Raw genomic sequence first — 12,267 nt, 5'->3', positions numbered from 1 at the left:
CCCCCGGGGGCTCAGGCCGCCCGCAGGAACGCGGAGTGGGCCGCCCTGCCCAGGTAGGTGAAGCGCGTGGCGCCCGTCAGGTGCTCGTCGAGGGCCTCCTTGATGCCGGGCCACGCGGGGTCGCCGAAGTCGTCCAGGACGACGACCGCTCCGGGCGCGGCGATCTCCTCGGCCCACTGGAGGTCCCGGCGGACGCCCTTCGCCGAGTGGTCGCCGTCGACGACGATGACGCCGTAGGCGCGGTCCGAGACGGCCGCGCGGGTGTCGGCGTCCTCGGAGAAGCCCTGCCGGACGCGGGCCGCGACACCCGCAGGACCGGCCAGGGCGAGGTTGGTGCGTACCGCGTCCTCCGCCACCGGGGTGCCCGTCGGGTCGGGGCGCACCGTGGTGCCGGGCTGGAGCTGGACGCCGGCGAACGGGTCCACGATGGTCAGGCTCGGGCTGCGGCCGGCGCGCTCCATCATCCGGATCAGACCGGTGGAGAACATGCCGTACAGCGTGCCTATCTCCAGGATCTCGTCGTTCGGCGGATCGAGCAGCGGGATGGTGCCGAGCTTGCCGCAGATGTTCATGGTGCCGCCCGCCACCCGGCCCACGCCCAGCGACTCCAGGGCGATCAGGAGGCGGTAGGCGGTGGCCACGTTGCGCTCCGCCGCGCCGCGGTCCCCGGCCAGGGCCGCGACCTCGCGGTGGAGACGCTCCAGGGAGCCCTTGGCCACCATCCGGGACAGGCCCCGCCCGGACGCGCCGACGAGCAGGTCGAGGGTGAGCCGCTGCTTCTCGATCGCGTCGGTGTCCGGAACCGGCCGCCGGGCGTCGGCCGCGCGGATCCGTCGCTCGATGCGCTGATCGATGAGATCGGCCACCGGACGCAGCAGGCGCCGGGAAGCCGGACTGCGGAGCAGGGTGCGGCTGTTCATGGGTCAACGACCTCGATCCGTCACAGAGGTGAACGCGGGTACGTGGAACGCCAGTGGGGTGGGTGGGGCCAGATTAGGGAGGTGCCGCACCGCAGGAGGAGCTGTCGAACGGGCCAGGAGGGGAACTTCTGCGGAACACCGGACGGCCGGACGGGGAAGGACCCCGGCGTTCACCGGAAGGTCACCCACAGGTGGCCGATGTTCATCCCGCGCCGCTTTCGGCGCTCACGGCGCTCTCATAGCCTGCGTCGACGTGCCCGGCGCGCACCCGCGGTCGCGGGGGCGCACGACGCGGGCATCCCGATCCTTTGGCCCGGCCTCCGTGCCCGGCCCGCGCGTCCACCCCGGGAGTGACCACCCATCGCCGCCGAGCCCCTGACCGCCGCCGAGTCCGCACGCCCCTCCGCCCCCGCCCCCGCCCCCGCCTCCGTCGTCGCCGGGGCGAAGGCGGCGCGTCCCCGCGGGGAGCACCGGTACGACATCGACCTCGTCCGGGTCCTGGCCTCGGTAGGCGTCATCGTCTGCCACGCCGCGGGCGAACTCATGAAGGCCGTGGACCGCACGCCCTCGGGGGGCGGGCCCGTCTACTGGACCGCGCTCGCGGGGGACGCGCTGAGCCGGTGCGCCGTACCGCTGTTCTTCGCGATCGCCGGCTGGGTCGTCCTCAGCGGCGCGCCGCCCCGCGACGGTGCGCAGGTCCGCACCCGGCTCACCCGCATCGTCGTGCCGCTGGCCGTGTGGACCGCCGCCTACCTGCTGTGGGACCGGGTCCGGGGCGCGAACACCGACCCCACCCGCGACCTCGCGTGGGACGCGGTGTTCGGCTCCGTGCGGCCCGCCTTCCACCTCTGGTACCTGTACGCCTACGTCCCCGTGATCCTGCTGCTGTCGGTGGCCGTCCTGGTCAAGAACGGCAAGCGGCCCTGGGGCGCGGGCGCCGCGCTGCTCGGCCTGGCGCTCGCCCCGACCCTCCTCGGCGACCTGGGGCGCCTCTTCGACGTCCGCGTTCCGCCCTTCGCCTGGCAGTTCGGCGTCTACCAGATCGCGTACGCCGTCGCCGGGGCCGTGCTGCTGTCGCTGCCGGGGTCCTCGGTCACCGGCCGGCGGCGGCGCCTGCTGTGGCTGGCCGGCGGGCTCGGTGCCTGGGCGGCGGTCGCCGGCTACGAACACCGGGTGCACTTCCCGAGCCCGTACGCCTCGGTCGTGGTGGCGCTGCTGGCGGGGACGCTGCTGATGGCCCTCAACCGGATCAGGGTGCCCGAGCGGTTCCGGCCCCTGCTCGGCCGGCTCGCCGGCGCCTCCTTCGGCGCCTACCTGGTCCACCTGCTGTTCCTGGAGGCCCTCGCCCCGCGGGTGGTCTCGGCGGGCGCGGGCTGGCCGGCCGCCGTGGGCGGGCTCGTGGGGCTCACCGCGGCCACGGTCCTGCTGTCCTTCGCCGCCGCCCTGCTGTGGACGCGGCTGCGGCTGGCCCGCTGGCTCGGCTGAGCCGGGCACCACGAAGGCCGGAGCCCCCCGCCGACCGGCGGGGGGCTCCGGCCTTCCCGCACGGTCACTTCCTGCCGGCGCCCCGCCGCACGGCCCTGCGCACCACCCGCCGCGCCCGCCGCACCTGGAGCTTGGCGCGCAGCTGCGGGCGGCTGCCGGGCAGGCCCAGCTCGGTCAGCCGCAGCTCGGGGAAGTAATGGCCGGGAACGGTCGCCAGGTTGGCCCGCAGCCAGCTCTCCGTCGGCTCGCGCAGCCCGGCGTAGGTCTTGGGCTGCATGCAGAAGCCGATCGCCCGCACCAGCGGCGCCAGCGACTCGGGGGCGGCCCCGACCGGCGCCGGGGCCGCGCCGCCCTCCAGGTCCGGCACCAGGTGGTCGACGACGACGAGCGGCACGCGGTTGCTGTTCGGGTAGGGCTTGAGCCGCTCCGTCACCAGCGCCGTCCCCACCCGGGCGACCGGCACGTCGTAGTAGGCCGACGCGGTCACCATCGCCGTGGAGAAGCAGCCGACGACGAGTTCCGGCGCGCAGTGGTGGTACAGCGTCTCGGCCAGCAGCGGCGCGTCCAGCACGGTCAGCCGCACGCCGGCGTCCGCCGCGGCCTTGCTCAGCGCGGCCGTGTAGCCGGCCGGGGCCGTCGGATGGGGCTTGAAGACCACGGAGCGGTGCCCCGCCCGCGCGGCGCCGGTCAGCATGCGGACGTGGAGGTCCTCCTCCTCCTGCGCGGTCAGGATGTTGATCGCCGCCAGGTACTGGCCGAGCAGGACGGCCGTCGGCTTCTCCCGCAGCACGGGCGCCAGTCCGGGATCGTCCGCCGCGTCCCGGGCGACCTCGTCGAGCACCGCGCGGAACGCCTCGTCGGGGACGGTCACGGGCTCGACGTCGTACTCCGACAGCAGCATCGGCCGCAGGCCCGGTATCAGGTCGAGGTGGAGCAGCCGCTGGACGCGCCGCGCGAGGGTCAGCGGCAGCTTCTCGCGCGTGGGGCCGTAGCTCATCAGACCGTCGGCGTACACGTGGAGGGCGGCCTCGGAGAAGATCGCCGCCAGCGCGCGGGCCGGGTTGACCTGGATCGACTCGACCGCCAGCTCGACCAGGTCCCGTTCGCCGATGCCCCAGGCGAGGCGGAACGCCTTCTGCCACAGGGACACGTCGTTGCCCCGCGGGCCCCAGGCGCTGGGGTGGTGCGGGCGGATCGCCTCGTTCCAGCTGACGACGGTGTCGAACCGCCCGGATATTCGCCCGTACCCGTGCATCTCGTCCAGGCGCAGCGCGGTCTCGGGTATCGCCGCGTTGTTGGAGACCAGCAGGACGCGCCGGGCGCCGTCGCGCGGGCCGAACAGCCCGGCGTCGAGCGCCGCGGCGAGGGTGGCGGCTCCGTACAGGGTGGAGACCTGGAAGATCTGGGTCTTGTGCGGCATGGGTCAGGCAGCCTTCCGCCCGTCACGCAGGCGGCTGAGCAGCCTGCTGCGAGTGCTGTCGATGGTGCGGAGGGTCTCCTCCAGCACGTGCTGGGGCATGCGGCGCAGCGCGTCCCGCGCCTCCCGCCGCAGCCGCTGGGCGGCCGAGGACTCGTACTCGTCGACCTTGCCGAGGTGGAAGGCGATCATCGCGCAGTACGTCCGTACGGCCTTGGGCAGGAAGCGCTCGGCCTCCCGGTCCTGCGACAGGTCCCGCAGCAGCATGTCGTAGGCCGGGATGAAGTCCAGCTGGCGGGAGTCCTTGATCTGGGTGAGCGAGGTGGCGACGCCCCGCCGGTAGAACACCCCGTGCAGGCCCACGGACGCGTACGAGGCCGCCTTGAGGTGCAGGCGCCAGATCCACAGCCGGTCCTCGGCCGTGCGCAGTTCGGTCGCGAAGCGCATCGCGCCGTCGTCGAAGAGATGGCGGCGGTAGAGGCCCGCCCAGACGAAGGGGTAGTCGACCATCGTCTCCATGTGGGGCGGCGCGATCCCGTCGCGCGGGTCCATCACGGTGTCGCGCAGCCGGGCCGGGGGCCGCCGGATCACCCGTTCGGTGCCGGTGGCCTGCACGTGGTCGGTGCGGACGAAGTCGCAGCCCAACTCCTCGGTGACGGACACCAGTTCGGTGAGATAGCCGGGCCCGTACCAGTCGTCGCCGTCGAGGAACGTGATGAAGTCGCCCCGGGCCGCGTCGATCCCGCTGTTGCGCGCCTGCGCTATGCCCCGGTTCGTCTCGTGCCGGATCACCCGGGTGTCGCTGCGCCCCTCTGCCCAGCGGTCGATCGCCCAGGGCGTGGCATCCGTGGAGCAGTCGTCGACGAGCAGGAACTCGAAGTCGGGGTCCGCGTTGTTGGCCAGACTTCTCAGCGTGCTCTCGGCGAAGGCTTCCACATTGTGCAGGGGGACGACGACGGACAGTTTCGGCACGCGGGCCTCTCACGCTCGTGGGTCGGGAAGGGGAACAGGCTATCCACGCGCCCGGATTCGGCGGTGTCGGCAAAGGCGCGAGAAGGCGAACTCCGTTCGCGGCGGAAATGAATTCTTGGTGTTCCAGTCACGACGAAGTCCTCGCCCACCCTCGGGTCGGTCGGCGCCGGGGCGCGGTCCCGGCCGGCCGTCACCGCCCGATCGAGCGCCGGATCGACCGGGCCCGGCGTACCACCCTGCGGGCCGTGGAGTTGTGCGGCAGGAACCCCAGCCGGGCCGGGATGCCGCCCGGCAGGCCCAGGGCGGTGAGCCTGCGCTTCTTGAAGTACCGCCGGGTGCCGGCGTCCAGGTGCGCGCGCAGATACGCCTCGGCCGCCGGACGCAGCTCCGGCAGGACCCTCGGCTGCATCGCGAACCCGACGGCCCGCACCAGCCCGGCCAGTTCCCCGGCGTCCACCTCGCGCCGCCCCCCGGCGACGGCGGCCGGGTCCGACAGGTCCGGCAGCAGCGCGTCCACGAGGGTGGCGGGCACCCGGTTGCTGTTCTCGTACGGCGTCAGCCGGTCGAGCAGCGTCTCGGTGCCGACCCGGGCGACCGGCAGGCCGTACAGCGCGGACGCGGTGAGCAGCGCCGTGGAGAAGCAGCCGACGACCAGCGCCGGACGCATCCGCTGGAACAGCGCCTCGGCCAGCACCGGCGCCTCCACCACGGTGAGGCCGACCCCCAGCTTCCCGGCCTCCTCCTCCAGGACCCGGGTGAAGCGGGCCGGGGCCGTCGGGTGCGTCTTGAACACCACGCGTGTATGCCCGAGCGCGGCGACGCCGGTCAGCATCCGTACGTGCAGGTCCTCCTCCTCCTCGGCGGAGAGGATGCCCAGCGCCGACAGGTACTGGCCGAGCAGCACCGCGGGCCGCTCCACGTCCGGCAGCCCGGCGGCGCCGTCCGCGGTCTCGGCCAGCACCTTGGTGACCGCCGGGGACGGCACGACCTCGGGCTCGACGCCGAACTCCGTCAGCAGCAGCGGCGCGAGCCCCGGCACCAGGTCCAGGTGGAGCAGCCGCTCCACGCGCGTGCCGACCAGCGGGGCCAGCTTGGTGCGGGTGGGCCCGTAGCTCATCAGACCGTCCGCGTAGACGGTCAGGGGCGCGTCGGTGAAGATCTGCGCCACGCCGAGGGCCGGCGGCACGTGGACCGACTCCACGGCCAGCGCCACGTCGTCGTCGCCCAGCCCCCAGGCCAGCCGCAGGTGCCGCTCCCACAGCGGCACGTCCCCGGCCCGCGGCGACCAGTCGCCGGGGTGGAAGGGGTAGATCGCCTCGTTCCACGACACCACGTCGTCGAACCGGTCCCGCAGCCGCTCGAACCCCGGCGAGGCGTCCAGGGACGGTGTCGTCTCGGGCGTCGCCGCGTTGTTGGTGACCAGCAGAATCCGCCGGTCGGCCGCGTCGAAGCAGCCGGAGTCCAGGGCCGCGGCGAGCGTGGCCGTGCCGTACAGGGTCGACGCCAGGAAGATCTGTGTGGTCATGCCGCCGCCCCCTCGGCCGACCGGTCCGAGACCGCGCGACGGCGCAGCCGCCGCAACCGCGTGGCGCGCTCGGCGTCCATCGTGTCGAGCACCTCGTCGAGCGCCTCCTGCGGCATCCGCCGCAGCGCCGCCGCGCTCCGCTCCTTCAGTATCCGGGCCACCGCGGGCTCGAACCGCTCGATGGAGCCGAGGTGGTGGGAGATGATCGCGCAGTACGTGCGGACCGCCTTCGGCACCAGCCGCGCGGCGTCCACGTCCCCGGCCGCCCCCGCGAGCACCTCGTCGAACGCGCGGATGAAGTCGAGCTGGCGCACATCACCGATCTGGGTGAGCGAGGACGCCACCCCGCGCCGGTAGAACACGCCGAGCAGCCCGGTCACCGCGAAGGACTCCGCCTCCCGGTGCAGCTTCCAGATCCACGGCCGGTCCTCGGCCGTGCGCAGCCCGTCGGTGAAGTGCAGCAGGCCGCGCTCGGCCAGCCGGCGGTGGTAGACGCCCGCCCACGCGTAGGCGTAGTCCACGGAGGTGGTGCGGTGCGCGGGCAGGATCGCATCCCGCGGGCGCAGGGCCGTATTGCGGCGGCCGTGCGGGACCCGGTGCAGGGTGCGGTTGCGTCCGGTGCACTGGACGTGGTCGGTGCGCACGAAGTCGACGTCCAGCCGCTCGATCGCGGCCACCAGGTCGGCGCAGTGGCCCGGCGCCAGCCAGTCGTCGCCGTCCAGGAAGGCGAGGTACTCGCCGCGCGCCCGGTCGATGCCGGTGTTGCGGGCCGTCGCCAGGCCGCCGTTGCGCTCGTGTATCACCAGCACCGCCCCCGGCAGCTCGCGCTCCGCGCGCGCGAGGAGGTCCGCGGTCCCGTCGGTGGAGCAGTCGTCGACGAGAATGAACTCGAAGTCGTCGCGCGCGTTGGCGCGCAGACTCCGCAGGGTGTCTGGGGCGTACGGCCGCACGTTGTAGAACGGCACGATGACGGAGAGCTTGGGCACGTGAGCGACGTTATGCGACGGCCCGGGATACGGCTTTACCGGTTTCTTGATTCCCGGTGAACGCGCCGTGGCGAAGCGGTGAATCGGACGCTTTTCCCGGTTCCGGGCGGGCCGATTCCCCATTCGGCGATGTGCTGTTCACCCTTTGTTGGATTCCGGTTGGGCGGTTCCTAGAAATGGCTTCCTAGCGTCTAGGACGTGCCAGCAAGTGCAACGAAGGCCCTCAGAGTCGCCGTCCTGGCGGACTCCGACACCCGGTGGAAATGGGGCGCGCTCACCGCGACCCGCGTCTGCCCCGGGGACACGGAGATCCACCTCGACGGCTACCTCCTGCGCGGCCGAGCCACCCCCACCGCCCGCCAGCTCCAGGAGGTCGGCGTCGGCGCGGACTCGCTCCGCGAGGTGACCGCCGTCGAGTTCCTGCGCGCCATGGAAGGGGCGCGGGGCGCGGACTCCTACGACGTCCTCGTCCTCGCCCTGGTCGGCGGCGGTGTCCAGGCGATGCTGCACGGGCTCGGCCGCGTCTGGCAGCACGGCGCCGAGCGGCCCGTGGTCGTCACCGGCTACGTCGGCGTCGTCTACGAGAAGCTCGCCGACGGCCTGCTGCTGCGCCACGGCGCCGACCTCGTGCTCGCCAACTCCCGTCAGGACGCGGACCGTTTCCGCGCCGTGTACGAGGGCGTCGGCGCCGACGCCGCCGCGGTGACCGAGGTCGCCCTGCCCTTCCTGGGCGGAGCCGCCTACGCCGGTGAGCCGGACCGGGACGAGCGCCCCTACACGGTGGTCTTCGCCGCGCAGCCCTCGGTGCCGGACAGCCGCAGGGACCGTACGTACCTCCTCGAACGGCTGATCCGGCACGCCCGCCGCCACCCCGAGCGCGAGGTGCTGCTCAAGCTGCGCTCCAAGCCCGGCGAACACACCACGCACATCGAGGAACTGCCCTACCAGAAGCTGGCGCAGCGGGCCGACCCGCCGCCCAACTTCCGCCTGGTCTACGGGCACATGGGCGAGGTCCTGGACCGCACCGACCTGCTGGTCACCGTCAGCTCCACGGCCGCCCTGGAATCCCTGCACCGCCGCATCCCCACGGTCGTCCTGACCGACCTCGGGGTGCGCGAGGCGCTCGGCAACCACCACTTCGCGGGCTCCGGCTGCCTCGCCTCCTGGGACCAGCTCGACGCGGGCCACCGCCCGGAACCCGACCCCGAGTGGGTCGCCCGGCAGGGCGTCGCGGCGGACGGCGGCTACGAGACCGCCTTCGACGAGGCCCGGGAGCGCATCGCCGCCCTGCTGGCCCGGCCCGGCGGACTGCCGCCGCTCGCCCCCTACTACACCCTCCTCACCGCGCCCGGCTACCTCCCCGGCATCCTCGCCCGCCACCACCTCGCCCCCGACGGCACCCCGCTGCCCGGCGCGCCGGCCGCCGACCGGGCGCCCGGCCCGGTGCGGCAGGTCGTGCGGCGCGCGGCCCGCGGCGCCTACCGGCACGGCGTCCAGCGGGTCGCCCCGGTGATCCGCCGGATGGGGGAGCTGTGACCGGCCCGAACCGTCTCCAAGGAGTACAGCCCATGTCCCAACCGGAAGCGGGCCGGGGCGCCGACGTGCGCCGGGTGCTCGCCGTGATCCCCGCCCGCGGCGGCTCCAGGGGAGTGCCCGCGAAGAACCTCGCCCCCGTCGGCGGCGTCCCGCTGGTGGTCCGCGCGGTGCGCGAGTGCCTGGCCGCCCGCCTCGTGACGGACGTCGTGGTCTCCACCGACGACCGGGCCATCGCCGCCGCGGCCCGCGAGGCCGGCGCCGAAGTCGTGCTGCGGCCCGCCGCCATCGCCGGGGACACGGCCACCTCCGAGGCCGCCGTGCTGCACGCCATGGACGCCCACGAGGCCCTGCACGGCGCCGCCGTCGACGTGGTCCTGCTCGTGCAGTGCACCAGCCCCTTCCTGGTCCGCGAGGACGTCGACGGGGTGGCCGGCGCGGTCGCCGAGGACGGCGCGGACACCGCCGTCACCGTCGCCCCCTTCCACGGCTTCGTCTGGCGGGACGGCACCGACCGGACGGGCGGGGCCGACGGCGGCCACGGCGTCAACCACGACAAGGCGTACCGCCCCCGCCGCCAGGACCGCCCGCAGGACCTGCTGGAGACCGGCGCCGCCTACGCCATGGCCGCCCCCGGCTTCCGCAAGCACCAGCACCGCTTCTTCGGCCGCACCGAACTGGTCCGCACCGACCCGGCCCGCGTCCTGGAGATCGACGACCCGCACGACCTGGCCCGCGCCCGCGCCCTCGCGCCGCACTTCGACGCCGCCCGGCCCGGCGCCCTGGCTGGTGCCTCTCCCACCCGCCTCCCCGCAGCGGCCGACATCGACGCCGTGGTCCTCGACTTCGACGGCACCCAGACCGACGACCGGGTGCTGATCGACTCCGACGGACGGGAGTTCGTCTCCGTGCACCGCGGCGACGGACTCGGCATCGCCGCGCTGCGCCGCAGCGGCCTGACGATGCTGATCCTGTCCACGGAGGTGAACCCGGTCGTCGCCGCCCGCGCGCGCAAGCTCAAGCTGCCCGTGCTGCACGGCATCGACCGCAAGGACCTCGCCCTCAAGCAATGGTGCGAGGAACAGGGCATCGCGCCCGACCGCGTGCTCTACGTCGGCAACGACGTCAACGACCTCCCGTGCTTCGCCCTCGTCGGCTGGCCCGTGGCGGTCGCGAGCGCCCACGACGCCGTACGCGGCGCGGCCCGCGCGGTCACCACCGTCCCCGGCGGTGAAGGCGCCGTACGGGAGATCGCGACCTGGCTCCTGGGTCCGTCCCTGGACGCCCTCGACCCCGCTGTCGAAACCACCCCCACGCTCACCCAGTCCACGTAAGGAACCCCCTGCCATGAGCACCAACTCCCGCATCCGCACCTTCGGCACCCGCGAGGCCGGCCCCGGCCGCCCCGTCTACATCACCGGCGAGATCGGCATCAACCACAACGGTGAGCTGGAGAACGCCTTCAAGCTGATCGACGCCGCCGCCGAGGCCGGCTGCGACGCCGTCAAGTTCCAGAAGCGCACCCCGGAGATCTGCACCCCGCGCGACCAGTGGGACATCGAGCGGGACACCCCCTGGGGCCGCATGACGTACATCGACTACCGCCACCGCGTGGAGTTCGGCGAGGACGAGTACCGCCGGATCGACGAGTACTGCAAGACCAAGAACATCGACTGGTTCGCCTCCCCGTGGGACACCGAGGCCGTCGCCTTCCTGGAGAAGTTCGACGTCCCCGCCCACAAGGTCGCCTCCGCCTCCCTCACCGACGACGAGCTGCTGCGCGCCCTGCGCGCCACCGGCCGCACGATCATCCTGTCCACCGGCATGTCCACCCCGAAGCAGATCCGCCACGCGGTCGAGGTCCTGGGCAGCGACAACATCCTCATGTGCCACGCCACCTCCACCTACCCGGCGCAGGCCGAGGAGCTGAACCTCCGCGTCATCAACACCCTCCAGCAGGAGTTCCCGAACGTCCCGATCGGCTACTCGGGACACGAGACCGGCCTCCAGACCACGCTGGCCGCCGTCGCCCTCGGCGCCACCTTCGTCGAGCGCCACATCACCCTCGACCGCGCCATGTGGGGCTCCGACCAGGCCGCCTCCGTCGAGCCGCAGGGCCTGACCCGCCTGGTGCGCGACATCCGCACCATCGAGGCGTCCCTCGGCGACGGCGTCAAGAAGGTCTACGACTCCGAGCTGGGCCCGATGAAGAAGCTGCGCCGCGTCAGCGGCGTCGTCGCCGAGGCGGAGATCGCCGCCGCCGCGGGCGAGCCCGTCACCGTCTGACCACCGGCCACCGAGCCACTCACCACGGGACGGTCCCCCACCGATGAGCCCCCGCGCCGGGAACGCCGGCCCCCGCACTCTCGCCTTCGTCGAGAGCCCGGTACAACTGCTGAACGTGCTGGAGTGGGCGCACAGCCGCGCCCCCGGCGCGGAGCTCACCCTCGTGGTCCTCTCGCCCGTCGACCCGATGACCCGCGGCCAGCTGCGCCGCATGGCGGAACTGGCCCGCAAGGAGGGCCACGAGATCCGCTGGGAGGAGGCGCGCGGCGGTGCCACCGCCCCCTTCCGCACGGTCGGCGGCCTGACCACCGCGCTGCGCCAGGCGGACCGGGTCGTCATGGGCGACCCGTTCTCCCGCTACGTGCAGCTCCTGCTCACCATCACCCGCGCCCACGACCTCGTCGTCGTCGACGACGGCACCGCCACGATGGAGTTCGTCACCCAGCTGGCCCACGGCGAACGCCTGGTGCGCTGGCACCGCAAGGGCAGCCGCCCCGGCCCGCGCGACCTGCTCTTCGCCCCGGTCTCCCGATCGGCCCGCCACCGCCTCACCCCGACCCCCGACCGGCAGGTCTCGGTCTTCTCCTCCATGCCCATCGACGACGTCCCCGAAGGCGTCACCGTCGCCGCGAACGACTTCTCCTGGACCCGCTCCCGCTTCGGCCCGCCCCGCATCACCAAGGGCGCCGACATGGTCGGCACCTCCCTGGTGGAGACCGGCGTCGTCGACGCCGACCGCTACGTGGCCGCCGTCCGCGCCCTGGCGCGGACCCACGGGGCCGCCCGCTACTTCGCCCACCGCCGCGAGAGCGCCGAGAAGCTGCACCGGCTGGCCGTGGAGACGGGCCTGCAGATCGTCCGCCCCGACCTGCCCCTGGAGCTGATCGCCCGCCGCGGCCCGATCGGCCGCACCGTCCTCAGCTTCCCCTCCACCGTCGTCCACACCCTCCCGCTGGCCCTGGCCGGCACCGAGGTCCGGGTCGCCGTCTGCGACATCGACCCCGCCTGGCTCACCGAGTCGGCCTCACCGCGGGCCCGCGGGTTCCTGAGCGGCGTCACCGGCTCGGCCCGGGACGTGCACCGGCTGTCGGCGGTGGCGAGCGCGGGGTAGGGCGCGTGGAGCGGGCCACGCGTGGTAACCGT

The 12,267-nt window shown here is 73.8% G+C and carries 10 protein-coding genes; 5 read left to right on the top strand and 5 right to left on the bottom strand.

What is annotated here, in order from left to right:
- Window positions 1–11 precede the first annotated feature (11 nt).
- Window positions 12–920 (bottom strand): class I SAM-dependent methyltransferase, encoded by a 909-nt coding sequence (locus tag ACIRGB_RS02595; protein WP_403857918.1) that lies wholly within the window; start codon window positions 918–920, stop codon window positions 12–14.
- A gap of 375 nt (window positions 921–1,295) precedes the next feature.
- Here ACIRGB_RS02595 and ACIRGB_RS02590 point away from each other — a divergent pair, with 375 nt between their 5' ends.
- Window positions 1,296–2,405: an acyltransferase gene (locus tag ACIRGB_RS02590; protein WP_403858191.1), complete on the top strand. Its 1,110-nt coding sequence runs from the start codon at window positions 1,296–1,298 to the stop codon at window positions 2,403–2,405.
- Window positions 2,406–2,469: 64 nt separating this feature from the next.
- Here the strand turns inward: ACIRGB_RS02590 and ACIRGB_RS02585 are convergent, their stop codons facing one another.
- The 4 genes from ACIRGB_RS02585 to ACIRGB_RS02570 form a co-directional block, all read right to left on the bottom strand.
- On the bottom strand, window positions 2,470–3,825 hold the full coding sequence (locus ACIRGB_RS02585) for a polysialyltransferase family glycosyltransferase (protein ID WP_403857916.1): 1,356 nt from the start codon (window positions 3,823–3,825) through the stop codon (window positions 2,470–2,472).
- A gap of 3 nt (window positions 3,826–3,828) precedes the next feature.
- Window positions 3,829–4,794, bottom strand: a complete 966-nt coding sequence (locus ACIRGB_RS02580) for a glycosyltransferase family 2 protein (protein ID WP_403857915.1) — start codon at window positions 4,792–4,794, stop codon at window positions 3,829–3,831.
- A gap of 190 nt (window positions 4,795–4,984) precedes the next feature.
- The gene (locus ACIRGB_RS02575) at window positions 4,985–6,319 is read right to left on the bottom strand and encodes a polysialyltransferase family glycosyltransferase (protein ID WP_403857913.1); all 1,335 of its coding nucleotides are present in this window, start codon (window positions 6,317–6,319) and stop codon (window positions 4,985–4,987) included.
- Entirely contained in the window at window positions 6,316–7,305 is a 990-nt protein-coding gene (locus ACIRGB_RS02570; RefSeq protein ID WP_403857911.1) for a glycosyltransferase family 2 protein, read from the bottom strand. The genes ACIRGB_RS02575 and ACIRGB_RS02570 overlap by 4 nt, the downstream gene beginning before the upstream one ends.
- A gap of 198 nt (window positions 7,306–7,503) precedes the next feature.
- Here ACIRGB_RS02570 and ACIRGB_RS02565 point away from each other — a divergent pair, with 198 nt between their 5' ends.
- From ACIRGB_RS02565 to ACIRGB_RS02550, 4 genes are read left to right on the top strand one after another with little or no spacing between them, the layout of a single operon-like run.
- The gene (locus ACIRGB_RS02565) at window positions 7,504–8,841 is read left to right on the top strand and encodes a DUF6716 putative glycosyltransferase (RefSeq protein ID WP_403857909.1); all 1,338 of its coding nucleotides are present in this window, start codon (window positions 7,504–7,506) and stop codon (window positions 8,839–8,841) included.
- A gap of 32 nt (window positions 8,842–8,873) precedes the next feature.
- On the top strand, window positions 8,874–10,172 hold the full coding sequence (locus ACIRGB_RS02560) for a cytidylyltransferase domain-containing protein (RefSeq protein WP_403857907.1): 1,299 nt from the start codon (window positions 8,874–8,876) through the stop codon (window positions 10,170–10,172).
- A 13-nt stretch (window positions 10,173–10,185) separates the two neighbouring features.
- The gene (locus tag ACIRGB_RS02555; RefSeq protein ID WP_403857905.1) at window positions 10,186–11,124 is read left to right on the top strand and encodes an N-acetylneuraminate synthase family protein; all 939 of its coding nucleotides are present in this window, start codon (window positions 10,186–10,188) and stop codon (window positions 11,122–11,124) included.
- Between the two features lie 43 nt (window positions 11,125–11,167).
- Window positions 11,168–12,235 (top strand): hypothetical protein, encoded by a 1,068-nt coding sequence (locus tag ACIRGB_RS02550; RefSeq protein WP_403857903.1) that lies wholly within the window; start codon window positions 11,168–11,170, stop codon window positions 12,233–12,235.
- Window positions 12,236–12,267 lie beyond the last annotated feature (32 nt).

Source organism: Streptomyces sp. NPDC102490, assembly GCF_044765285.1.
GTDB lineage: Bacteria > Actinomycetota > Actinomycetes > Streptomycetales > Streptomycetaceae > Streptomyces.
This window is presented reverse-complemented; position numbering and strand designations above follow the sequence as displayed.

Excerpts from the sequence above, each read along its gene's own strand:
- ACIRGB_RS02555 (WP_403857905.1), top strand. The coding sequence starts at position 10,186 with ATGAGCACCAACTCCCGCATCCGCACCTTCGGCACCCGCGAGGCCGGC.
- ACIRGB_RS02550 (WP_403857903.1), top strand. The coding sequence starts at position 11,168 with ATGAGCCCCCGCGCCGGGAACGCCGGCCCCCGCACTCTCGCCTTCGTC.
- ACIRGB_RS02560 (WP_403857907.1), top strand. The coding sequence starts at position 8,874 with ATGTCCCAACCGGAAGCGGGCCGGGGCGCCGACGTGCGCCGGGTGCTC.
- ACIRGB_RS02575 (WP_403857913.1), bottom strand. The coding sequence starts at position 6,319 with ATGACCACACAGATCTTCCTGGCGTCGACCCTGTACGGCACGGCCACG.
- ACIRGB_RS02585 (WP_403857916.1), bottom strand. The coding sequence starts at position 3,825 with ATGCCGCACAAGACCCAGATCTTCCAGGTCTCCACCCTGTACGGAGCC.
- ACIRGB_RS02595 (WP_403857918.1), bottom strand. The coding sequence starts at position 920 with ATGAACAGCCGCACCCTGCTCCGCAGTCCGGCTTCCCGGCGCCTGCTG.